This is a genomic window from Leifsonia sp. Y878 (genome assembly GCF_057669685.1).
Window position 1 is genome coordinate 579,782 of sequence record NZ_JBYHFS010000002.1, and the last position, 22,066, is coordinate 601,847.

A 22,066-nucleotide genomic window follows, 5' to 3' on the forward strand; every position below is an offset into this window, starting at 1 on the left:
TGCAGCGTTTCTCTGAAAGGAACTCCTGTGCCCAGGACCACATTTGCCCGCCGGATGACAGGCGCGACCGTCGTCGCAGCCACCGCAGTGGCTGCACTGCTCCTGGCTGGGTGCTCAGCAACCACCGACGACTCCACAGCGGATGCCTCTGGCGATGCGGCGTTCCCCGTCACGATCACCAGCGCCCTCGGCGACGCCGTGATTCCTGCGGCACCAGAACGCATCGTGACCATCGGCTGGGGTTCGGCCGACACCGTCGTTGCGCTTGGCGAGACACCCGTTGGTGTCGAAGCGGCAACATGGGGCGGCGACGAAGACCTGTACTTCCCGTGGGTTCGTGACGCCATCGAGAAGTCCGGCAACGAGCTCCCAGAGACCTTCAACGTGTACCCAGAGGTCGATGTCGAGGCCATCCTCGCGCTCAAGCCCGACCTGGTCCTCGCCCCGCAGTCCGGCATTTCTGCTGAGGACTTCGCAACGCTCTCGGCCATCGCCCCGACCGTTGCATACCCTGAGGAGGCCTGGCAGACGAGCTGGGACGACCAGATCAGCATCATCGGCAAGGCACTCGGCAAGAGCGACGCAGCCGATGAACTCATCGAGGGCATCTCCACCGAACTCGCAGACACGGCTGCAGAGAACCCCGAATTCGCTGACCTCAGCTTCGCGTATGTCTACGCGGCAGAGCCCGGCCAGCTGGCGTTCTACCAGTCCGGCGACCCGCGGGTCGACCTCATCTCCGGTCTCGGACTGACCGTTGACCCCACTGTCGCCGCTGTGCCGTTGACGGAAGGCACGTTCGCCTCAACGGTCGGACTCGAACAGGCCGACCTGCTGAACGACGTTGACGTGCTCTTCACCTGGTTCAACGACGCCGAGAACCAGCAGGCGATCGAGTCACAGCCGCTGTTCGCCCAGATCCCGGCATTCGCCCGTGGGTCATACGTGCCGAACGTTGACAACCAGCTCGCCATGGCTTCGAGCCTGCTCACCCCGCTGAGCGTGCCGTGGGCCCTCGACGCCTTCGTTCCGATGATCCAGGACGCGGCAGCCAACGTCGCCAAGTAGGCACACTGCCTGAAACCTGCAGGGAAAACCCCGCAGGAGCGCGTGGCCAGAGACAGTAAAGACAGCAACATGAACCGCAGCTGCATAACGCGAAGCAGTAATGACTGACACCACGTCACTCGACCGATCGGGCGCAGGGATCCCTGCGCCCGATCGTCGTGCGCGTGAGCGTCGTCTGCCGCGCTGGCCGAAGGTCGGCCTGGCGACGGGACTCGTCGTGCTCGCCGTGGTGCTGGTCGTCGTGATGCTGCTCAGTCTGGCCATCGGCAACAAGTACGTGCCGCTGCCCGACGTCATCAACGCGCTCTTCAATCCGGGCGACACCTACGCTGACGCCGTGGTCGCCAGCCGGATTCCGCGCACCATCCTTGGACTCCTCGCCGGAGCAAGCCTGGCCGTGGCCGGCGCTGTCATGCAGGGCATCACGCGCAACCCGCTCGCAGACCCGGGGCTCTTCGGCGTCAACGCAGGGGCGGCGGCGGCGATTGTCACGGCATCCGCTTTCTTCGGCCTGGGTTCTGCGGCAACGAGCGTGTGGGTTGCCCTGCCAGGCGCCCTGCTCGCGGTCGTGGTTGTCTACCTGCTCGGATCGGTGTCTGGAACGGCGACACCCGTGCGGCTGGTACTCGCCGGCGTGGTGGTCGGGGCGGTGCTCGCTGCCTATATCCAGGCGATCACGCTCAGTTTCCCCGCCGTTTTCAACAGCTACCGGTTCTGGGTGATCGGCTCGCTTGCCGGCCGCGACCCGCAGCTGATTCTCGACGTTCTGCCGTTCGTGGTGGTGGGCCTGGTCCTTGCCCTCGGCCTGGCTCGATCCCTGAACGCACTCGCGCTCGGTGACGACACGGCCAGCGCGCTCGGCGCACATGTCGGGCGCACCCGCATCCTGGGTGCCATTGCAACCACGCTTCTGTGCGCTGCGGCCACCGCTGCCGTCGGCCCCATCGCGTTCGTCGGCCTTGCCGTGCCGCACATTGTGCGGTCGGTAACCGGCAGCGACTACCGCTGGCTGCTGCCGTACAGCCTGCTGGCCGGGCCGGCCCTGCTGCTCGCGGCCGACATCCTTGGCCGCGTGATCGCGAGCCCCGCTGAACTCATGGTCGGCATCATCACCGCGTTCGTCGGTGCCCCGATTCTGATTCTCGCTGTGCGACGGATGAAGGTGCACAAGTGACCGAGTCGTCGCGCGCCCTGCAGCCGCAGCCCACAGCTCCGTCGCAGTCGCAGGTGTCACCCGCCCGCGAGGCGACAATTCGGGTGGGCAGCTGGCTGAGCCTGCGCGTGCGCCGCCGCAGCCTCATCGTCGCTGGGCTCCTCCTGCTCGCCATCCTCGTCGTCGCCGTGTTGGCGCTCACCCTCGGAAAACTCGGCGTCTCGCTGCCCGGGCTGGTCTCCGCGCTGTTCGGGCAGGCAACCGGGACCGACCAGATCGTGCTGGGCGTCATCCGCGGCCCGCGCGTTGTGGTGGCCATTGCCGCCGGCGCGGCCTTCGGCGTGGCCGGCACTCTGTTCCAGACCGTCACGCGAAACCCGCTCGGCAGTCCAGACGTCATCGGGCTCACTTCGGGGGCTGCCGCCGGTGCCGCAGCCTTCGGCGTGATGTGGACCGGTATTGTGCCCCTGCCCGTCGGCGCGCTCATCGGTGCCTTCGTGGCCATGGGAGTGGTCTTCTTCGCGACGGGAACCGGGTTCTCATCCCCGACACGGATGCTGCTGGTGGGCATTGGAGTCTCGGCCATGTCGCTGGCGTTCGTGCAGTTCGCCATTGCCCGCACCGGCCTTGAGCAGGCCACCATGCTGGCGTCCTACCTCAACGGCAGCCTCGCTTCGCGGTCGTGGGAGCATGCCGCGATCATCTGGGGCGCACTCATTGTCTTCCTGCCGCTGTCGCTGCTGCTCAGCCGCCGCTTGCAGCTGGCCGAGATGGGCGATGAGCAAGCGGATGCCCTTGGCGGCAGGAGTGACAGCACCAGGGTGCTCAGCATCCTGACCGGAATCGGGCTGGCGACAGCTGCCGTGAGCGTGGCTGGGCCCGTGGCATTCATTGCGCTGATCGCGCCCCAGATCGCCAAACGGCTCACGCGGGCGCCCGGCCCGAATGTCGTCATGTCAGCGCTGGCCGGAGCTCTCCTGCTGGCATTCGCTGACCTGCTCGCCCAGCAGTCGCCCCTCCCCGTGCAGTTGCCGGTCGGCATCCTCACGGCGGGGCTCGGCGGAATTTACCTCGGCTGGCTGTTGCTGGGCGAGTGGAAGAAGGGAACGGTCTAGTGGCCACGTCACGACTTGCCGCAGAACATCTGCGCCTGGCCTATGACAAGCGGGTCGTCGTCGACGACCTGAACGTCTCCATTCCCGACGGCGGCTTCACCGTCATCATCGGTCCAAACGCCTGTGGCAAATCAACCCTGCTCAAGGCACTGTCGCGCACCCTGAAGCCGGAGGCCGGCACGGTGCTCCTCGACGGGCAGCCGATCGGCTCGCTCCGCAGCCGCGCCATTGCCAGGGAGCTCGCGATGCTGCCGCAGAGCCCCATCGCCCCAGAGGCGATGACGGTGAAAGACCTCGTGAGCCGCGGACGCTACCCGCACCAGGGCCTGCTCCGGCAGTGGTCGCCGGCCGATGAACGCGCCGTCGCGACGGCGTTGGCCTCGACCGGTATCGCCGACCTGGCTGAGCGCTACGTCACCGAACTCTCCGGCGGTCAGCGCCAGCGTGCCTGGATCGCTATGGTTCTCGCCCAGGAAACCGAACTGCTGCTGCTTGACGAACCCACCACATTCCTCGACATCGCGCACCAGTACGAGGTGCTCGAACTGTGCAGTGCGCTGCACAACGAGGGCCGCACCCTCGTCGCGGTGCTGCACGACCTCAACCAGGCTGCCCGCTACGCCACGAACCTCGTGGTGATGAAGGCTGGGCAGATCGTAGCGACCGGTGCCCCGCACGACGTTGTGACGGCCGACCTCATCGAAGACGTTTTCGGCCTGGCGTGCGTGGTCATCACCGACCCTGAGGCAGGGACGCCCATGGTCATCCCGCGCGTGAAGGGCGTGGCGCCCGCGCTGTAGAGCTGCACTCTCCGTCGGCCCTGTCGCGAATACAGGATGAATCGGGCCATTTGTAGTCGAATACAGGACGGATCGCGCTCTCTGCAGCAAGGTTTCCGGTTTTCGCGACATCCGTTGACTGAGGAGCGCCCGAGGAACGAGGCCGTGCGCCGGCGCCGTCGCTGGTGGCTCGGTGGTGCCAGCGGGCGGTGCCAGCGGGTGGGTGGCGGCCGGAATGGTCAGGCTTTGGCGGAGGCTTTGGTGGAGGGCTTGCGGAGGTAACCGCCCTTTTCGAGGCCGGCTTCGATCTCGAAGCGGTTCTTCAGCGGGTTGCGACCGGCGACCAGGTACAGCAACGGGAAGACCATTCCGTAGCGCTGCCACTGGCGCTTGTGCACGGCCTCGTGCTCGAGCACGTCGTCAGACACGTTCTGGTTGGTGAGGTAGCAGCCGCCGACGCACGACCCGCCGCGGCCGAATGCCCATTTCGGCATGCCGCGGAAGACGATGAGACCTGCGCGTCGCTCGACGCGTCCTGTGCTCCAGATTGCGCCCCACACAAGCCCGACAGTGGTGGCATACAGGTAGCCGGCCCGGCTGAGGGGAGAGTCGAAGAGGATGCTGCGCACGGCTCTAGCGTAGGTCTTCGGTTGGGCGTTGGTGGTCGGCAGGGCGCCCATACTCTTCGAGCAGCCGCAACCAGATCTCACTCATCGTCGGATAGCTCGGCACCGCGTGCCAGAGTCGGTTGATCGGCACCTCGCCGACGACCGCGATGGTGGCCGAGTGCAGCATCTCACCGACATCCTGGCCAACGAAGGTCACGCCGAGCAGCACCTCACGGTCGAGATCGATGATGGCGCGGGCCTGGCCAACGTAGTCATCCGCCAGGATTGTCGCCCCACCCACCCAACTCATGTCGTAGTCCACCACCTGAATCCGGTGTCCAGCCTTCTCCGCTGCGGCCTTCGTCAGTCCGACGGATGCCACCTCAGGGTCGCTGAACACCACCTGCGGCACGCTTGCATGGTCGGCCGTCGCAACGTGGGCTCCCCAGGGAGCGTCATCGACGGGTAGGCCCTTCGCGCGGGCTGCGATCACGTCGCCGGCTGCCCTGGCCTGGTATTTGCCCTGGTGGGTGAGCAGAGCCCTGTGGTTCACGTCGCCGGTCGCGTAGAGCCACTGGCCGGCCAGCGCGGGGGAGTCGCCCTGCACGAGCATGGTGTCGTCGACCGGCAGCCAGTCGCCGTCGGTCAAGCCGACGGTGGCGAGCCCGAGGTCCATGGTTCGGGCGATCCGTCCGGTGGCCACGAGCACCTTCGCCGCGGTGACCACGGAGTCGTCGTCGAGGGTGAGCTCGGTGTCTCCGCGCTCGTTCAACGCTGCCCGCTTGGTCGACCGGCCAATGAGCACCTCGACGCCGCTGTCCAGCAGCGCATCGGTGACAAGCTTCGCGGCGAACGGCTCCTGGCCATGCAACAGCTCACTGCGCGCGATGATGGTCACCGCTGAACCCAGCGAAGCGTATGCGGTCGCCAGCTCGACGGCCACCACGCCGCCGCCGATGACGGCGAGGCTGGCCGGAACCTCGTGCGCGCTGGTGGCGTCCTTGCTGGTCCACGGGGAGACCGTGCCGATGCCGGGGATGTCGGGGAGGAGCGGCGCGGATCCGGTGCTGATCACGACGGCGTATCGGGCGGTGAGCACCTGCGTGCTCGGGGTGCCAACGCCGTCAGGGCCCGCACCGTCTCCCGGAGTGCTGACCGTCACCTCGCGCACCCCTGTGAGACGGCCATGGCCACGCACGAGGTCAATGCCTGTCTTGTTCAGCCAGGTGACCTGGCCTTCATCGCTCCAGTTGTGCACGACGGTGTCGCGCCGTTTCAGTGTGGCTCTGGCATCCGTTGTGCCCGTCACAGCCTCGGCAGCGCCCGGCACTCGCTTAGCCGCAGCGACGGCAGCGCCGCTTCGCAGCAGCGTCTTCGATGGCATGCAGGCCCAGTACGAGCAGTCGCCGCCAACGAGCTCGCGCTCGACGATGACCGTGGAGAGCCCGCCCTGCACGGCGCGATCGGCGACGTTCTCGGCGACGGCACCTCCGCCGATGATGATGAGGTCGTAAACAGTGGCCATGATGTCTCCCCATGCTCGCGCAGTGTTTGGCCAGCCTAGCCCCGGCAGCGCAGCTGACCCTAGCGGCCGGTGAAGACGACCGGCGTCCTGCACAGAAACGCTGCCATGCCGGCGCGGGAATCCTCGGTGGCGGCCAGGCGGGCGAGCGCCGGTTGCAGTGCGGCCGCCGCGGCCGCATCTCCGGCCTCGATAGCGAGCCGGGCATTGGCGAGGGTGGCCTGCACAGCCAGGGGAGCCTGGGCGGCGATGCGCTCGGCGAGTTCCAGCGCGCGATCGAGCTGCGTGCCGTCAGGGACGACCTCCTGGACGATGCCGATGCGGTACGCTTCAGCCGCGTCGAAGCGGTCTCCGGTGAGCAGCCAACGCATGGCATTACCCCAGCCGGCGGCGCGCGGGAACCGAATCGTCGCTCCGCCGAACGGCAGGATGCCGCGGGCGACTTCGATCTGGCCGAACGACGTTGACTCCGCCGCAACCACGATGTCGCTGGCCAGCATGAGTTCGATGCCGAGCGTGAGGCAGATGCCGTGCACAGCCATGACGACGGGCTTGGTGAGCGAGACACCCTCCAGCTGCCAGGGGTGGATGCCGCCCTCCGGCACAATCTGCAGGCCGTCAGGTCCGAGATGCTGGCCGACGTCGGCCAGGTCGAGGCCGGCTGTGAAATGGTCGCCGACCGCGTAGATGACGCCGACCCGCACCGCTGGGTCATTCTCGAGTTCTGCGTAGGCGAGCGAGAGTTGCTGGAGCAGCGCGAAGTCGGCGGCGTTGCGCTTCTCTGGCCGGTTGAAGCCGATCATGAGCACGTGCCCGCGTCGTTCGGTGATGATGCGCTGCTCATCCGTCACAGTTATCTCCCTTGATCGTGTACTTCCCCATGCTAGGCGTCCCGCAGCTCGAGCCGACGCCGCAGGAGCGAGCGCTCGATGAACGTCCACGTCGTGGTGACCGCGAGGTAGAGCGTGGCCGCCAGCGGTACGATCGCCGCGAAGACCACGGCGATGAACGGCATCCAACTCAGGATGCCGGTGAGCTGCGGCATCATCGCGGGCATCGATCCCGGCGCGCCGGTCGGGGGCGCAGGCAGGAGCGCCGCGTTCCGCTGCGCCGTGCGCCGCGACAGCCAGGCGATCAGGGCGATGACTGCGAGCAACACCACGAAAACCGAGACGCCTGGCCATGAGTTGCCCGTGCTGACGAGATGCACGAGGGACGTGCCGAGCGGCACCTGGAACAGCTGATCGGCCAGCAGCGAATTCGTGTGACCGTTAATCATGGTGAGGATGAAGAGCCCGTATACCGTGGAAAGCACGGGGGCCTGCGCGAGCGTAGGGAGACAACCGGCGAACGGCGACGCCTTCTCGCTGGCATAGAGCTCAGCGGTCTTGCGCTGCATGAGTTCCGGGTTCTTCTTGTAGCGACGTTGAATCTCCTGAAGCTGGGGTGCGAGCTTCCGACGGATGAATTCAGCACGCACCTGAGATCGGCCGACAGGAATCAACATGGTGCGAACCAACACGGTGATCAGCACGATGGCGAGGGCGGTGGCGAACGTGCCGGCAAACGGAGTGAGGGATGAGGCAAGTGCGGTGACGACCGAGTAAGCGGCGTCGAGCACCGTCGCGACAGGCGCGAAGGAATAGATGTCCACGGTGAGTGGTCCTTACAGTCAGAGGGAAGAGTGGTCGCGAAAGTGACTCGCGTACTCGTCCCGGAGACGTGCAGGGCTACTGGGTTACCAGCGTCCTGAGGTGCTCAGAATGCTGAGCTGCCCGGATGACGAATTACGCGAGTGCCTCTGACTGCGACGGCGCGCGCGTGCGGGGCTTACCCGGAGTGTTGGGGTGCCGGGGAGCAACGATGCGGCTGAGCACTTCGCGATGCACTCGCGACCTGGCACCGATCGTGAGGGTGACCCACGAGATGGCGATCGTGGCGTGCCTGGCCCCATAGAACGCTGCAATGGCCAGCACGGCGGCGCCGGTGACGACGACTACCGCTGATGAATCAGGCGACTGGGCTAGAGCGAGCACCAGGAACGACATGGTCATGAGCATGACCAGCCTGGTGGTGAGAGATCTCACGCCGTTTCCTCTGCTCGAAACTACGACAAAGCGCCGTGGAACACATGCTAGCCGCACAACCAGCCACTGAGCGTGTCTGCCAGCGGGTATGTGTGCGCCGGCTAGCGGGTGAGCGCCCCGATGATGCGCAGGATCGCTGACAGGTCGTCGTTGGCGGCATCCGGTGTTGACGGTGCAAAGCCCGCGATCGTCGCCCCGGCCAGCGTGTACGTGGCCTTTAACGCGGTGATCGCCGCGGTGAGCGCTTCAACGCTCAGGCCGAATGGCACAGCGTTGGAGATGCCCGTGATCACCGATGGGTCGAGAACGTCGAGGTCGATGTGCACATACACGGCGGTGGCACCGGTCGCTCCCACCGCTGCCAGCAGGGCATCAGGCGTGTCGAGCACGGCGACGGGAACGGCTGCAATCTCGCGCTCGCCGATGAGGTCGGCTTCGGCCTGATCGATGTCGCGGATGCCGGCGAGCACGACACGATCGAGCGGAACGGCTGCCGGCTCGGTGAGGGCAAGGCCATCTGCGCCTTCTCCGGAGATCGCGCGCAGCACCATGCCGGTGAAGGCACCAGAGATCGACGACTCTGGGGTGTGCAGGTCGGGGTGGGCGTCGAACCAGACAACGGCCATGGCATCGGGATGCGCCGTGGACGCGTGCTCGACGGCGGTCAGCGAGACGCCGCAGTCGCCGCCGACGGTGAGGACCCAGTCCGACTCCGCCCGATGTTCGAGTGCCTGAAGTTCGTGTGCCAGGCGCTCCCGCACGGTGTGCAGCGCCGAGTAGCGGTGGACGCCGGTGTCGAGGGCGTCGCCGGCTTCGATCGGAATCTCAACGACGCGAGTACGGGACATGGGCAGATCGCCCCTGATCGCCTCCGCACCATCACTCAAGCGCATCGCGCGGGGAGAAACGGAACCTTGCCATTGCGGTACGACTACGAAGGTGGGGGGCACAGCTCAGTATCTCCTGTGAAGGCGTTCGACTTCCAGCGTCGGTCGCGGTTTGGTGGGCGGATGCCGGTTGCCGGCGTCGCGCGGGTCGTGCGCAGCTGTGCGGGTGTTGCAGCATGCGCGAAGCTGCGTTCGACCCGCGCGGCCCCCGCTGGTCGAGTTCCTCGGGCGCTCCTCGGCCAGCGGGAGGATCCGGTGGTCGAGGAGCGAGCGCCAGCGAGCGTCTCGAGACCGAGCGGGGGACCCCGGCAGTACTACTGCTCCAACGACGCCGTCGGAGCCTTTGAGCCGGAGCCCGCCTTCAGCGCAGCCAGGCGCGCGTCGACCTCTGTCAGCTCGCCCAGGTTGTCCAGGCTCTCGAACTGGGCATCCAGGCTGGATGCCGCGAGCTCGCTTGCACCGCGAACCTTCGCCTCTTCGCGACGGATCTTTTCTTCGAAACGGCTGACCTCACTGGTGGGATCCATGATGTCGATGCTCTTGACGGCATCCATCACCTGCGACTGTGCCTGCGCACTCTTGGAGCGCGCGATCAGCTCGTCGCGCTTCGACGCCAGCTGGTTGAGCTTCTGCTTCATGGCGTTCAGGCCATTCTTCAGCTGCTCGACCACGGCGGTCTGCGAGGCGATCTGCGGCTCAGCGGCCTTGGCCTCGTTCTCGGACTGCAGCTGGCGGCCGAGCGCGACCTTGGCCAGGTTGTCGAACTTGTCGGCATCCGCTGTGTTGCCGGATGCACGCAGTTCGTCGGCCTTGCGGCTGGCGGCGAGTGCCTTGTTGCCCCATTCGGAGGCGGCTTCGATGTCTTCGCGGTGGTCATCTTCCAGCAGGCGCAGGTTACCGATGGTCTCTGCGATCGCGCTCTCGGCATCCGCGATGCTGTTGGTGTAGTCGCGCACCATCTGGTCGAGCATCAGCTTGGGGTCTTCAGCCGAGTCCAAGAGTGCGTTGATGTTCGCCTTGGCCAGCTGTGAGATGCGGCCGAAGATGGATTGTTTTGCCATTTCAGTGTCCTTTCGGGAGTGCGGGATGAATCTGGTTCTGGATCGTGCAGGTTCTGGGTGGATCTGGTTCTGGATCTGGGGCTGAGCGATGCGCAGCAGTGATGCCGATTGTCAGAAGCGGCCGCCACCGCCGCGCCGCGATCGGGTGCCGCTGCCGCCGAAGCTGCCGGGGGAGCGTCCGCCGCCACCTCCGCCGAACATTCCGCCGCTGGATCGGCGTCCGCCGCCACCCCCGCCGAACATGCCGCCTCCGCCGCCGCCGAACATACCGCCACCCGATCGGCTGCCGCCACTTAGGAGGGAATTGATCAGGATGCCGCCGAGGATTGCGCCCATGGCACCGTTGCCGCCGCCACCGGCTGTGCCGCCGCCGAACATGCCGCCACCGGAGGTGCCGCCGTACTGTCCGCTTTGGAAACCGTTCACATCGTTCTGGGCAAGGTTGATGGCCTCTGCAGCGAGTGAGTTTGCACGCTGAGCGGTCGCAAGCGCCGTTGCAGGGTCGGAGGCCGATAGCGACTCGGCCTGCACAACGAGACGACCGGCCTCGGCCAGCCTGGTGCGCGCTTCGGCGCCGACGGCCCCGCGTCTGGCGGTGATGAAGTCCTCTGCAGCAGAGACCTGGCTGCGCGCAGAGAGCAGCGTCTGGTCGAACGCGGCGCGAGCCCGCTGCGCCTGCACCTGGGCATCCCGCACCCCGGCGAGGGCAGCGTCCATCTGCTCGTTGACCGATTCGAGGGACTGCACGAGTTCAAGCGGATTGGTGCGGCCAGCGGCCATCCGCTCCTTGGCCTGGGCAATTGTCTGTTCCGTCACCTGGACAAGCGTCGGAATCGACTCGGCGGCCGGCGTTCCGGCCGGCAACGCCTTGGCGGTGATGAGGTCTGACTCCAGGTCGGCGATCGTCGAGTTCACCGTTCCGGCCGCGTTCTTCAGGTCGGTTCCCAGCCGGTCGACGGCATCGAGCAGCAGGCCGGCCTGGGCGGCGGCCTCTTCGGCGGCGCGGATGTCAACTGCCGCGTCTCCTCGCTCGTCGGCGGCCAGGCTGGTGGTGGCGTCTTCGATCGCGGTGCGGGCGAATGCGATCCGGTCCTCTGCCTGGTTGATATTGTCGGCGACGGTGGCGATGGCGGCCTCCGAGTACGTTGCGGCCAGCTCCGTGAGCGATGCGGCGCCGTCGACGGTGCGCCGGGTGAGCGCATGAAGTTGCGCTGTGACGTCGGCCGCAGCCTCAGGGGCACGCTTCTCCAGCTGGCGCAGCTCATCGAATGCGTCGGCCTGCTCATCGAGGGCGGCGTTGGCCCTGGCGCACAGGTCGATGATCTCGCTGTACCAGGCGCGTTGCTGCTCCTCGCTGTCCGGCTCGCCGTCGTCGAGTTTTTGCTGCAGGGTGAATGCCTGGGTGAGGAGAGCCTTGGATTCTGCCACCGCGGTGTGGAACGCTGTCGTTACTTCGGCGCCGTACTGGGCGTCTGCGAAACCAACTTCTTGTTCGCTTGTCTTGATGGCGTCATCCGTTTGCACGAGCGCGCTGCCTGCACGTTGCTTGAGCGTGGCCGTTGGCACCGCGTCGACGCCGGCCTTGCCTGCACCTGCACCGCCACCCGATACGGCGCGGCGTCTCCGCACGAAGAAGATGATGCCGATGACGATCAACGCGACGATTACCAGCACGATCAGGAACACCACCCAGCCGCTGATGCCCGACGACGGATTCGCCTCGCCAGGCGTGATGTCAGGAGCGACGACCTCCTGGCCAAGGGACACGGCCGCAAGGCCGTTGGCGGCGCCGATTGCGGCAGCTGCCCAGTCGTTCTCGCGGAGCGCCGGTTCGATGGCCGTGGACTCCACCTCGCTGAGCTGGGCGTCGGTGAGCGGGAAGTCGGGGGCGACGGACAGTTGGTACTGCCGGTCCCCAGTGGCCACGGCCAGCAGCACGTCATTGGTGCCGAAGCCATTCTGGTCGGCGGTCTGGTCTGCCCACTGCTCGCGGTCTGAAACCCCGGAGAAGGTGTCGACGTATGCGACGAAGAGGTCGATCTGGGTCTCTGAATAGAGGGAGTCGATCGCAGCCTGCACGTCGGCGGTGTCATTGCCGATGGCGCCGACCGAGTCAGAAATGTGGCTCGAACCAAAGGTGACCGGGCTCTCAGCGGATGCCGCAGCCGGGAATCCGAACACCAGCACCGTCATCACGGCGATGGCTCCCACAGTCAGTCGTGCCCGCATCGGCCTGCCTTCGTCAGCTTGTTTCCGTGCTGCCGAGCTTACGACCAGCCGCCGACCCAGTCTAGGAATTCGCTGGGAGGTCACAGGCAACACTGGGTGCCGCTTCGGTGTCGCTGAACCGGCCATTTGAGTTGTGTTGCAGCCTGTTACGACGTGAGTCGCCGTCATCCGCTTGCCTTGGCACACTGGTGTCACGGCAGAATCGACGCCACATTCCGCAGCCCGATCGAGACAGGAGCGAGAGCATGAGTGAACACACCTCCCGCCCGCACCTCGCGATCATTGAGGTCACAGCGTCCCGCCCGGATCGCCCCGCCTATCACGCCAAGGTGCAGACGCTGAATGGGCGCGTTGCGGCAGTTGGCGTCGACGGCGGTTGGACCGTCAGTCGGCACGCCGCTGCAGACACCACGGCCGCAGACCTGCTCGCCGTGACCATCGACGCCGACGCCATCGTGCTCGTTGGCGGCGAAGACCTCACGCCGCACTTCTATGGGGCTGAGACCGGGTACGAGGGTGAGAGCATCCACTTCGAGCAAGCGGATGCCGGCCAGATTGCGATCGTTCGCCGCGCTCTGCAGCGGTCGACGCCGCTGCTCGGCATCTGCCGGGGGCTCCAGGTCATCAACGTCGCCCTCGGTGGCACTCTCGTGCAGCACATCGAGGATGACGGGTTCCACAAGAACCTGAACGTGCCGGTCGAGCAGACTCTCGCCACGCACGCGGTGACCCTCGCCGATAACAGTGGGCTGGCCGCAAGCCTCGGTGCAACCGACGTGCTCGTGCAGAGCGCACATCACCAGGCTGTCGACCGCCTCGGCGCCGGCCTGGTGCCGGCCGCTGTCGCCCCAGACGGACTCGTCGAAGCGCTTGAGCACGTGACGGCGCCCATCACGGGCGTGCAGTGGCATCCTGAGGCGCCCGATGCTCCGGCAGCCCAGCTGGCGCTGCTGCTCGATGCACTGCAGCGTCAGGTCACGCCGGCACGCGCTCGCTCACGCAGAGGCGCCCGCGCACTCGCGTTCGCCTGACCTCTTTCCGCTCGTGGAGCGGTCGCCCGCATCCGCGGGCGTTTATCGGGCATTCGCGTCACGACCATGCCGCGCCACCCTGTAGCGAATACAGGATGAATCGAGCAAGTGTCACCGAATACAGGACGGATCGCGCTCTCTGCGGCAACGTTTCCGGTTTTCGCGACATCCGCTGGTTGAGGAGCGTCCGAGGAACGAGGCCACGTCTCGAAACCACAGCGAGCCGACCTCCAGACGCGCCGCCGAATCCTGGCGCGCGGAAACGCGCCAGGCGCGCGGAATTTCGCGCGCCCAGCGCGTTTCCGCGCGCCCACCTGAGATCGACCGGAGGAGCGCGTACCTACGCGCTGATCTTCGCGACGGACTCCAGGAGCTGGTTGCGGACATCCGCTATGAGGAGCTCGCGGGCGCCGGCCAAAATCGGGTTGCCCTTGACGGTGCTGGCGGCGACGGTGGGTGTCCACCGGGTGGTGCGGCGGATCTGCTCAGAGACGAGTGCGGCGAGCTGGTCGCCACCGGCCATGCAGGTCGGGCCGCCGAGCACGACGAGGGCCGGGTCGAGTACTGCCAGCAGGGGGATTACGCCGAACGTGACCCGGCGGGCCAACTCGGTGATGACAGCATCCCTGGCGGGGCTCACCGCGAGGGCGTCGAGGATGTCGGTAAGGGTACGACCATGGATGTCGTGCTCACGGGCCAGGCGGATGATGGCCTTGGCGCCCATGACATCCTGCAGCTCGCTGGCCGGTTTGTCGTCATGGCCGAGCACGCCGCTCGGGGCAGGCAGGAAGCCGATCTCGCCGGCGCCGCCGAAGGTGCCACGGAAGACCGTGCCGTCGAGGTCGAGGGCTGCGCCGATGCCGTTGCCGAGCCAGAAGAGGGTGAAGCTGGAGGCATCCGTCGCTGTGCCCGTTGCGCGTTCGGCAACGGCGGCCAGGTTGACGTCATTGTCGATCTGCACCTCGAGTTGCAGTGAATCTTCGAGGTGGCGGCGCACGCCGGTGCGAGGCCAGCCTGGCAAGGTTTCGCTGTCGAGATGGTCATCGTCGCGGGTGTCGAGGTAGCCCTGCACGCCGAGGCAGACTTTCCGCACCGCAGCGGGGTCTGCCCCGCTCGGCGCGCATGCGGCCTCAATCGCCTCGCGGATCTCACGCGGGGCATCACGCTTCGTTGCGGGGGCAGGGAGGGGGATCTCGACGGTGTCGTGGTCGGTGCCGAGCGCGTCGACGAGGCAGGCGCGCATCCGTTTGGCGTCAATGTCGATGGCGACGCCCAGCACGCGGTCGGCGCGGGCGGTGTAGGTCTTCGCGGGCCGGCCCTGCCCCGTTGTCGTTTCGCCGGCGACGGTGATGAGACCGGCTGATTCGAGGCGGGTGACGACGAGCGACGCGGTGGGCTTTGACATGTCGCCGAGCTCTGCGATACGCACTCGGGAGAGCGGGCCGTTTTCGAGAAGCAGGGAGAGGGCGGTGCGATCATTCCATGCGCCCAGCCAGGCGGGAGTGCCCGGTGCGGAACTCGCTGCCATCGGCTCTCTTTCGTGTGGTGATTTGTGCCGTCAACAATCTATCGGCAGGCCGGGTTCGTGACGGCGACGACACGGAAACAAGGCGTCATGAAGGGCGGCTGTCGGCCAGTGCGGCAGGCTCGACAGCTAGATTGTCGGGAGGGGAATATACAGTGCAACAGACTGAGCGGATGAGGGACGCATGCGGCTGACGATTGTTCCGGGCATTGGGGGATCAGGTCCTGCACACTGGCAGTCGATCTGGGAAGCGGATGACGGCACGTCGCGTCGAATCGCCCCCTCATCGTGGGACGAGCCTGAACTCAGCGACTGGCTCCGAGCTATAGACGACGCGGTGTCGCTACAGGGCTCAGACACTATCCTCATCGCGCACAGCCTGGGGACACTGGCCGTTGCCGAGTGGCTGGTTCAGAACCCCGGTGGCGTGGCTGGAGCGCTCCTGGTAGCGCCGCCAGACCGCTTCGGACCCGAATTCCCCGCCGACGCTCCCTCCTTCCTGACGATTGAGCCGGCTGCCCTCGGTGTGCCGGCGCTGGTCGTCGCCAGCGACAACGATCCGTACTGCGAGATCGCCGCGGCATTGGAGCTTGCAGCAGCATGGGAATCGGACTTCGCGCACGTCGGGAGCCTCGGGCACGTGAACGCAGCGAGCAATCTGGGCGGCTGGGATGCCGGGCGCGGCCTGTTGCGAGACTTCGTGGTGAGGGTGCAGGCTTCGCGCTAAGTGCACTGAGCGGCGGGGTGGGCTGAGCGCTGGGGTGGGCTGAGCGCTGGGGTGGGGGGAGCGCTGCGGTGTGCCATGCCCCGGGTGTGCCGGGCTTACGTCACACGGTGCAACGCGACGTAAGCGGGCGCAATCTGCGTGACAGCGGCGGGTGGCTTTCGTAGCGTTGGTCTATCGCGGCGTGCCCGAGTGGACGAAGGGGCCGGTTTCATATTCCGGTTGTCGCAGGTTCGAATCCTGCCGTCGTGTCGATTGCGTGACGTCTCTCCGCTGATTGAGGAGCCCCGCTCATTGAGGGGCGCCGCTCATTGAGGAGCCCCGCTGATTGAGGAGCCCCGCTGATTGAGGAGCGAGCGCCAGCGAGTGTCTCGAAATCTCGCAGGCCGGCTTCGCAACTGCGGGTTTCGGTGCGGCCGTGGACGGCCTCGTCCTCGATCACCGCGCCTGTTGTCGCTCGTCGCGCCCGCTATAGCGGGCGCGGTCCGCCACAACGGGCGCGACGACACCGGGCCGCACACATCCCAGCGCGGAACGCTCCTAGAGCAGCTTCACGCCGACCGAGGTTGTGATCGGCTCCCGCTGCCCGCCGGAGTGCACGATGTCGGTGCCGTGCACGGTGAGCTGGCTCGCATGGCACTGCAGCGCGGCAGAGACGGTGCCGAAGTGGGCGTCGAGGTCGAGCCAGTCGACATCCGCTGCCCGCTCGTGGTGCACCTCGGCGAACGGAACGCCGCTCGCCTGGCTCGCGAGCACCGTCGCATCGTGCACGCGCACATGATCAGGGTGGCCATAGCCGCCGTTGCTGTCATAACTGATGACCAGCGCCGGCTGCAGGTGAGCGATGAGCGCGGCGATATCCGCGGTCACCTCGTCGAGCGGCCCAACGGACAGCGCCGCGTCGTCGCTGTCTGCGGCCGGTCCGGCGAGTCCTGGTCGAATCCACTCCATGCCGGAGTCGAGGTAGCGCCGCTGAGCCAGGCCGGCCGCGCGGGCCGGGGGCTCGCCCAGCCAGAACCGCTGGGTGATGCCGAGAGTTTTGGTCGCCCTGTCCAGCTCGCGCTCGCGCTCAATGACAAGGTCGTCGGTGCCCTCGAGCCCTGACAGCGGGCCGTCGACGACCTCACCGCGCTCACCCCGCGTCGCCGTCAGCAGCCACACGGTGCTGCCACGGGCGACGAACTCGGCGATCAAAGCACCCGTTGAAATCGTCTCGTCGTCGGGGTGGGCATGCACGAAGAGAACGGATGCCGAATCAAGAATATTCACCGTGTCACGTGCTCCTGTCGTCATTTCTCGAGCTTCGCCTGCAGAAGCGCGCGGTACACGTCGAGCAGCCGCTCGGCCGATCGCGGCCAACTCAGCGTCTCCGCGTGGGCCCGTGCCTCGACCGACAAGCGCTTCGCCAGCTCGGGATCCGTCAGGATTCCCGCCATAGCATCTGCCCAGACCATGGGGTCGCGGGAGTCGAGCACGACACCCGTCACGCCATCGACGACGGCTTCGCGCAGACCACCGGATGCTGCAGCCACGACGGGAACGCCACTTGCGCCTGCTTCCAGGGCGACGAGTCCGTACGTTTCAGAGTGCGACGGCACGAGGACCAGTCGTGCTTCACGCATCAGCGTCGCGAGGTTGACCCGCGACTGCGGCCCCACGAAATGCACGCCGTCCTCGATGCCGTTGCGGGCGGCGAGGTCGCGCAGCTCATCGATGTACCCGTCGAAATCTCCGGAGGCGTCCCCCGAAATGACAAGTTCCGGCCGCACATCCGCTGGCACCGCGGCAATTGCCTCGATAGCCAGGTCGAGCCCTTTGAGCGGCTGCAGGCGCGCGGCGACGAGTGCGTAGGCGTCGGAGGTGGCCGCCGCGGTTGAGTTGTTGAGCGTGTGCTCGGCGCGGCCATCACGAGGGGCCGGCACGTGCGACGCCGGGTGGAACAGTGCGCTGTCGACACCGGGCGGTACGACAGGGATGCGTTCTCGCGTTCCGCCGAGGCGCGTGACCACGGTCTCAGCTTCGGCTTCGCTGATCGCGACGATGGCATCCGATTCGCGGGCGAGCCAGGCCTCGCCGGCCAGCCTGCCCGGAGATTCGGGCCGTTCGCCTGACGACAGCGGAGTTGATTCGTCGGCGGCGATGCTGTGGAAGCTCTGCACATGCGGCACCCTGAGCTCACGCGCAAGTGGCAGCGCGGCCATGCCGGAGAACCAGTGGTGTGAGTGGATGACGTCGTAGGGGCCGAACGCAGCCATGCGCATCCGGAATTCATCAATGACGGCTTCATGCTCGCCCTTGGCGATGGGAGTTGCCGGCCCTGCGTCGAGGAAGCGCAGCGTGACGCCCGGCGCCAGCTCGGTTGCGGCAGGGGCAGCGGATGACGACCGTCGCGTCAGGATCTCCACCGTATGTCCCAGAGAAGCGAGCGCTTCAGCCTGGTGGCGAACCACCACGTTCATGCCGCCGGCGTCGCCAGAACCCGGTTCTGCTCCGGGTGACGTGTGAAGCGAAACGAGCGCAATGCGGAGGGGATGAGATGAGGGAGACACTACAAAATCTTAACTCAGATGCGGCACGGCGGCTGGCCGCAGGGCGCTGGATGGCGTGTGGGAGGGCCGCCGATGCGGACGTGACTCAAGTCCCAGGAGTACCAGGAGCAACGGAACAGCGGGAGTGACGGAAGCGACTACGGAGATGTGACCGATATGGTCACGGCCGTGCCATCCCAGGTTGTTGTTCGGTCGCCATCGACGAGGGAGAGGCCGGCCGACTTGAATTGGTCAGGCTCGATGCACGCGCCCACGAAGGAGTCGGGCACGGACTGGCTGATCAAGCAGAGCTCGCCCGTATAGGACTTGGCCACCCAGACGGTATTTCCCGGTGCGAGAGCGCGTACGAGCCTGGTGGTGTCTGAATCGAACCGGTCGGAATTCGCTACCGGGAGCTTGTCGTCGGCATTTTGTGCGGAGCCAAACCACTTCTCTGCGGCCGCAAGATCGCCAGGGGTGGCGGAGTTACTACCGACCGGAACGCTGCGCGCGATCACGAAGCCGGCCACGCTGCCGAAGATCAGCGCTCCGGCGATGATGGCTCCGAGAACCAGTCGCTTGTGGGTTACCGGACGTCGTGGTGCGTGCGGGGCGGCAGCGTGGGAGGCGCGCTCTGAGCGGGCGTCTGTCAGCTGGTTGACGTCGGCGGATGAGGGGGAGGGGAGCGTGCCAGCGCCAGTGCCGACGTCAGCGTCAGGAATCGGGCGGGCGAATAGCCGCGCGCTGGGCGAATCCGCAACGGCAGCTGATTCCACGATGCTGTGGCCGCGGCCGAGCGCAGCCAGCGCCCGATCCAGCGCAGCGTCACTGCCGGCCCCGGCGTCGGCCACGGCGTCGGCAGCGCCACCGGTCGCGTTGATCGACAGCTCCAGCTGGTGCAGCTGCGCGCGGGCATCCGCTGCAGCCTGGTGTTCGTCCTCAGTCGTGGTGCGACCAAAGGCGAGCTTCCTGAGGTCCTCAATCGCGAGGCGATCATCTTCGGGAGTAGGCGGATTGGCTGCGCGACGCAGCGCGAGGAGCACATCGCCGGGGCCGTCGTATGCCGCAACGAGATCCGCGAGGGCGCGCTGATCCTGCGAGACGAGCTCGAGGACACGCTGCGCTGTCAGCATCCGCTGTGTCACGTTCGAAACGGCACCATACGGCAGGGCAGCGTTCGAAACGGCGCCATACGGCAGGGCAGCGTTCGAAACGGCGCCATACGGCAGGGCGCCGCCCACCGCAGCGCCGCGATACGCGACCTCTCCACTGCCGCCAGCCAGAATCGATTCATTCTCCGAAATAGTCATTCGGTGAAGCCCCCACTTCCATTCCGGCGAGCGGAAGTGACTCCGCGCCGATCGATTGTTCGACCAGACTAGGGGACTTTTCTGTTCACTCACGGCAGTGGCGGTCGTACGATCGAACGCATGGCACTCATTCACCAGGCCGATATTCGCCCTACCAAAGTGCAGCTCATCGCCGACTGGGCCCCGACCCAGCCGTGGTTCGAGGGCGACGGCAACGCGGCCGTGACGAGTGTGGCGGCATACCGATTCGACGATCCAGACGGCGAAGTCGGCATCGAGACGTTGCTCGTCCGATTCGGTGACGCCGGGCCGCTGCTGCAGGTGCCGCTCACTTACAGGGGAGCGCCGCTTGAGGGCGGAGACGACTGGCTCATCACCACCATGGAGCACTCGGTGCTCGGTGAGCGCTGGGTGTACGACGCGACGGGTGATCCCGTGTACATAGCGGCAGTTGCGACTGCGGCCTTCACCGGCGGACACGAGGCCGACGTGGTCTTCGAGGTCGATGGTGAACTTCTGCGACGCGACCCTACGGCGGTTGTCGTCGGCAGTGGTCGCGACGGCGCGCGGGTGTTGCCAGCGCCGATTGTCAACGTGTCGACGCGCCAAGAGCAGCGTCGAACGATCATCGAAATGGGTGACCTCACGGTCGTCGTGCCGCGTGTGCTCGGCGAGCACACGCACGAAGAGGGTGTCCAAACGGATGCCGTCCCCATCGCACACGGGGCCGCGGAAGCAGACCTGGCGGTGGCTGCGGACGCCGATGTGGCGCCGGGAAAAGAGACTCGGCAGGTGAGGCTCAGCGGCACCTGGCCGGGTGAGCCGGAGTCACACGTTCTAGTCCGCGCCGGGATATCCAAATCGCAGCCCTGACGCGCACAACCTAGCTGCAAACTACGACCTGGCGCGCACAACGCAACTACGAATAGTTCGCCGCAACAACGACCCGACCTGCACGGCGGAAAGACGCGCGGTAGCTAGCGACGCCAGCCGCTCCTTCTGGCACACTGGCTGCAAGGAGGGAGGGACCAATGAGCGACCTGTCAGTGAGCCTGGTGGTGATTCCGCTTCTTGCCGTGCTTGCGCCGGTGCTTGCCGCCGTGCTCGGACGGGTCGTGAAGGTCCCCGTCATCGTCTTCGAAATCGTGCTCGGTATCCTGGTCGGGCCAAGCCTGCTCGGGTGGGTGCATCCCACGGAGTTCATGACAACGCTGGCCAACTTCGGACTCGCCATGCTGTTCTTCATGGCGGGGAATGAGATCAATTTCGCGGCAATCAAGGGTCGCCCGCTCAATCGTGCAGGCCTGGGCTGGCTCATCTCACTCGCCGCGGGAATCGTCATTGGCATTCTGCTGGCGCCCACATTCGAGGCCGGAATCTTCATCGGTATCGCACTGAGCTCGACGGCGCTCGGCACGATCCTTCCGGTCATCCGCGACGCCGGTGAGCTGAACACTCCGTTCGGGCGTGCGGTGACGGCGATCGGTGCCGCGGGGGAGTTCGGCCCGCTCATCGCTATCTCTCTGTTCCTCAGCGGGAGAAACCCTGGTCCGTCGACCGTCGTCCTGCTCGTGTTCGCCGTGGTTGCCTCGCTGGCGATCTGGCTGGCCGCACGCGGGTCGCACAAGGGGCTGCACCGGCTGGTCGCCGCCACGCTGCACACGAGTGGGCAGTTTGCCGTGCGGTTTGTGATCCTCATCGTCGCTGCGCTGGTGATGCTCAGCCTCCTGCTCGGACTCGACATGCTGCTCGGTGCGTTCGCCGCCGGTGTGCTGTGGCGTGTGCTTGTCGCCCGCGCGGATCCGCGCGCACGCGAAATCGTGGAGATGAAACTTGATGGCGTGGCATTCGGTTTCCTGGTGCCCGTCTTCTTCATCAACACCGGCATCACCTTCGACCTGGAGTCGCTGCTCAGCAACCCGCTCGCCCTGGCTACGGTGCCGCTGTTCGTGGTGCTGTTCCTGGTGGTGCGCGGGCTTCCAGGGCTACTCGCTGCACCGGACGGCGCCACAAAGGCCGACCGCCGCGCACTCCTGTTCTTCAGCGCCACTGCGCTGCCCATCATCGTCGCCGTGACGCAGATCGGGGTGGACCAGAAAGTGCTCGCATCCAGCACCGCCGCGGCCCTTGTCGGCGCCGGAATGCTCTCGGTGCTGCTCTTCCCGCTGATCGCCCTCGGCCACCGCAAGCGGAGTCCGGAGAGCCCGGCCTACGTTCCGCCGCCCGGTGAAGCGGATGCCGTGAGCTGAGCAGCCAGACTCGCATTGGCCCAGGGCGTCGCGAATACCGGATGAATCGGCCGAATGTCGTCGTGTACAGGAAGAATCCGCCACTTTCGGATGCCGCTTCCTGTATTCGCTACGCCCGCGACGGAGACCGGCACGAAACCAGAAGCGAGCGCCGCCAGGACTGGCGACGCTCGCTCAGACGCCCTCAGGC

20 protein-coding genes and 1 tRNA gene are annotated in these 22,066 nt (G+C 66.5%); 9 read left to right on the forward strand and 12 right to left on the reverse strand.

The window, feature by feature from the left end; genetic code table 11:
* Positions 1-27: 27 nt before the first annotated feature.
* From AC25Y4_RS08875 to AC25Y4_RS08890, 4 genes are all read left to right on the forward strand, one after another.
* On the forward strand, positions 28-1,068 hold the full coding sequence (locus tag AC25Y4_RS08875; RefSeq protein WP_488120026.1) for an iron-siderophore ABC transporter substrate-binding protein: 1,041 nt from the start codon (positions 28-30) through the stop codon (positions 1,066-1,068).
* Positions 1,069-1,168: 100 nt separating this feature from the next.
* Positions 1,169-2,242 carry a FecCD family ABC transporter permease gene (locus AC25Y4_RS08880; protein WP_488120027.1) on the forward strand — a complete coding sequence of 358 codons (1,074 nt, stop codon included), beginning with the start codon at positions 1,169-1,171 and terminating at the stop codon, positions 2,240-2,242.
* Positions 2,239-3,336, forward strand: coding sequence for a FecCD family ABC transporter permease (locus AC25Y4_RS08885; protein WP_488120028.1), 1,098 nt, complete (start codon positions 2,239-2,241; stop codon positions 3,334-3,336). Before AC25Y4_RS08880 ends, AC25Y4_RS08885 begins: the two co-directional genes overlap by 4 nt.
* On the forward strand, positions 3,336-4,136 hold the full coding sequence (locus tag AC25Y4_RS08890) for an ABC transporter ATP-binding protein (RefSeq protein WP_488120029.1): 801 nt from the start codon (positions 3,336-3,338) through the stop codon (positions 4,134-4,136). Before AC25Y4_RS08885 ends, AC25Y4_RS08890 begins: the two co-directional genes overlap by 1 nt.
* A gap of 218 nt (positions 4,137-4,354) precedes the next feature.
* On the opposite strand, the gene AC25Y4_RS08895 is transcribed toward AC25Y4_RS08890, so the two are convergent.
* The 8 genes from AC25Y4_RS08895 to AC25Y4_RS08930 form a co-directional block, all read right to left on the reverse strand.
* The gene (locus tag AC25Y4_RS08895) at positions 4,355-4,795 is read right to left on the reverse strand and encodes a Fe-S oxidoreductase (RefSeq protein ID WP_488120030.1); all 441 of its coding nucleotides are present in this window, start codon (positions 4,793-4,795) and stop codon (positions 4,355-4,357) included.
* Entirely contained in the window at positions 4,749-6,248 is a 1,500-nt protein-coding gene (locus AC25Y4_RS08900) for a dihydrolipoyl dehydrogenase family protein (RefSeq protein ID WP_488120031.1), read from the reverse strand. Before AC25Y4_RS08900 ends, AC25Y4_RS08895 begins: the two co-directional genes overlap by 47 nt.
* A gap of 59 nt (positions 6,249-6,307) precedes the next feature.
* A complete protein-coding gene (locus AC25Y4_RS08905; protein WP_488120032.1) occupies positions 6,308-7,096 on the reverse strand; it encodes a crotonase/enoyl-CoA hydratase family protein in 789 nt (262 codons plus the stop codon).
* Between the two features lie 32 nt (positions 7,097-7,128).
* A complete protein-coding gene (locus tag AC25Y4_RS08910; protein WP_488120033.1) occupies positions 7,129-7,899 on the reverse strand; it encodes a YidC/Oxa1 family membrane protein insertase in 771 nt (256 codons plus the stop codon).
* 133 nt (positions 7,900-8,032) lie between these two features.
* Positions 8,033-8,332: a hypothetical protein gene (locus tag AC25Y4_RS08915; RefSeq protein WP_488120034.1), complete on the reverse strand. Its 300-nt coding sequence runs from the start codon at positions 8,330-8,332 to the stop codon at positions 8,033-8,035.
* A 101-nt stretch (positions 8,333-8,433) separates the two neighbouring features.
* Complete coding sequence (locus AC25Y4_RS08920) at positions 8,434-9,225, reverse strand: arginase family protein (RefSeq protein ID WP_488120035.1); 792 nt, start codon at positions 9,223-9,225, stop codon at positions 8,434-8,436.
* Between the two features lie 308 nt (positions 9,226-9,533).
* Positions 9,534-10,280: a PspA/IM30 family protein gene (locus AC25Y4_RS08925; RefSeq protein WP_488120036.1), complete on the reverse strand. Its 747-nt coding sequence runs from the start codon at positions 10,278-10,280 to the stop codon at positions 9,534-9,536.
* A gap of 111 nt (positions 10,281-10,391) precedes the next feature.
* Positions 10,392-12,509: a TPM domain-containing protein gene (locus tag AC25Y4_RS08930; RefSeq protein WP_488120037.1), complete on the reverse strand. Its 2,118-nt coding sequence runs from the start codon at positions 12,507-12,509 to the stop codon at positions 10,392-10,394.
* A gap of 245 nt (positions 12,510-12,754) precedes the next feature.
* Here AC25Y4_RS08930 and AC25Y4_RS08935 point away from each other — a divergent pair, with 245 nt between their 5' ends.
* Positions 12,755-13,540, forward strand: coding sequence for a gamma-glutamyl-gamma-aminobutyrate hydrolase family protein (locus AC25Y4_RS08935; RefSeq protein WP_488120038.1), 786 nt, complete (start codon positions 12,755-12,757; stop codon positions 13,538-13,540).
* Between the two features lie 340 nt (positions 13,541-13,880).
* Here the strand turns inward: AC25Y4_RS08935 and AC25Y4_RS08940 are convergent, their stop codons facing one another.
* The gene (locus AC25Y4_RS08940) at positions 13,881-15,068 is read right to left on the reverse strand and encodes an ROK family protein (RefSeq protein WP_488120039.1); all 1,188 of its coding nucleotides are present in this window, start codon (positions 15,066-15,068) and stop codon (positions 13,881-13,883) included.
* A 181-nt stretch (positions 15,069-15,249) separates the two neighbouring features.
* On the opposite strand from AC25Y4_RS08940, the gene AC25Y4_RS08945 reads away from it, so the two are divergent.
* A complete protein-coding gene (locus AC25Y4_RS08945) occupies positions 15,250-15,792 on the forward strand; it encodes an RBBP9/YdeN family alpha/beta hydrolase (RefSeq protein ID WP_488120040.1) in 543 nt (180 codons plus the stop codon).
* 175 nt (positions 15,793-15,967) lie between these two features.
* Positions 15,968-16,041: transfer RNA gene (locus AC25Y4_RS08950), tRNA-Met, on the forward strand.
* 288 nt (positions 16,042-16,329) lie between these two features.
* Here AC25Y4_RS08950 and AC25Y4_RS08955 read toward each other — a convergent pair.
* The 3 genes from AC25Y4_RS08955 to AC25Y4_RS08965 form a co-directional block, all read right to left on the reverse strand.
* Positions 16,330-17,082 (reverse strand): PIG-L deacetylase family protein, encoded by a 753-nt coding sequence (locus tag AC25Y4_RS08955; RefSeq protein WP_488120041.1) that lies wholly within the window; start codon positions 17,080-17,082, stop codon positions 16,330-16,332.
* Entirely contained in the window at positions 17,079-18,338 is a 1,260-nt protein-coding gene (locus AC25Y4_RS08960) for a glycosyltransferase (RefSeq protein ID WP_488120042.1), read from the reverse strand. Before AC25Y4_RS08960 ends, AC25Y4_RS08955 begins: the two co-directional genes overlap by 4 nt.
* 137 nt (positions 18,339-18,475) lie before the next feature.
* Positions 18,476-19,627: a hypothetical protein gene (locus AC25Y4_RS08965; RefSeq protein WP_488120043.1), complete on the reverse strand. Its 1,152-nt coding sequence runs from the start codon at positions 19,625-19,627 to the stop codon at positions 18,476-18,478.
* 120 nt (positions 19,628-19,747) lie between these two features.
* Between AC25Y4_RS08965 and AC25Y4_RS08970 the strand changes: the two genes are divergently transcribed.
* Positions 19,748-20,500, forward strand: coding sequence for a CG0192-related protein (locus AC25Y4_RS08970; protein ID WP_488120044.1), 753 nt, complete (start codon positions 19,748-19,750; stop codon positions 20,498-20,500).
* 158 nt (positions 20,501-20,658) lie between these two features.
* Positions 20,659-21,876 (forward strand): cation:proton antiporter, encoded by a 1,218-nt coding sequence (locus AC25Y4_RS08975; RefSeq protein WP_488120045.1) that lies wholly within the window; start codon positions 20,659-20,661, stop codon positions 21,874-21,876.
* The last annotated feature ends 190 nt before the right edge of the window (positions 21,877-22,066 follow it).

Bases quoted from the DNA above. Each gene is read 5' to 3' on its own strand.
- AC25Y4_RS08965 (WP_488120043.1), bottom strand. From the start codon at position 19,627: ATGACTATTTCGGAGAATGAATCGATTCTGGCTGGCGGCAGTGGAGAG.
- AC25Y4_RS08920 (WP_488120035.1), bottom strand. From the start codon at position 9,225: ATGCGCTTGAGTGATGGTGCGGAGGCGATCAGGGGCGATCTGCCCATG.
- AC25Y4_RS08975 (WP_488120045.1), top strand. From the start codon at position 20,659: ATGAGCGACCTGTCAGTGAGCCTGGTGGTGATTCCGCTTCTTGCCGTG.
- AC25Y4_RS08925 (WP_488120036.1), bottom strand. From the start codon at position 10,280: ATGGCAAAACAATCCATCTTCGGCCGCATCTCACAGCTGGCCAAGGCG.
- AC25Y4_RS08940 (WP_488120039.1), bottom strand. From the start codon at position 15,068: ATGGCAGCGAGTTCCGCACCGGGCACTCCCGCCTGGCTGGGCGCATGG.
- AC25Y4_RS08930 (WP_488120037.1), bottom strand. From the start codon at position 12,509: ATGCGGGCACGACTGACTGTGGGAGCCATCGCCGTGATGACGGTGCTG.
- AC25Y4_RS08970 (WP_488120044.1), top strand. From the start codon at position 19,748: ATGGCACTCATTCACCAGGCCGATATTCGCCCTACCAAAGTGCAGCTC.
- AC25Y4_RS08895 (WP_488120030.1), bottom strand. From the start codon at position 4,795: ATGGGCGCCCTGCCGACCACCAACGCCCAACCGAAGACCTACGCTAGA.
- AC25Y4_RS08945 (WP_488120040.1), top strand. From the start codon at position 15,250: ATGCGGCTGACGATTGTTCCGGGCATTGGGGGATCAGGTCCTGCACAC.
- AC25Y4_RS08900 (WP_488120031.1), bottom strand. From the start codon at position 6,248: ATGGCCACTGTTTACGACCTCATCATCATCGGCGGAGGTGCCGTCGCC.
- AC25Y4_RS08880 (WP_488120027.1), top strand. From the start codon at position 1,169: ATGACTGACACCACGTCACTCGACCGATCGGGCGCAGGGATCCCTGCG.
- AC25Y4_RS08955 (WP_488120041.1), bottom strand. From the start codon at position 17,082: ATGACGACAGGAGCACGTGACACGGTGAATATTCTTGATTCGGCATCC.
- AC25Y4_RS08935 (WP_488120038.1), top strand. From the start codon at position 12,755: ATGAGTGAACACACCTCCCGCCCGCACCTCGCGATCATTGAGGTCACA.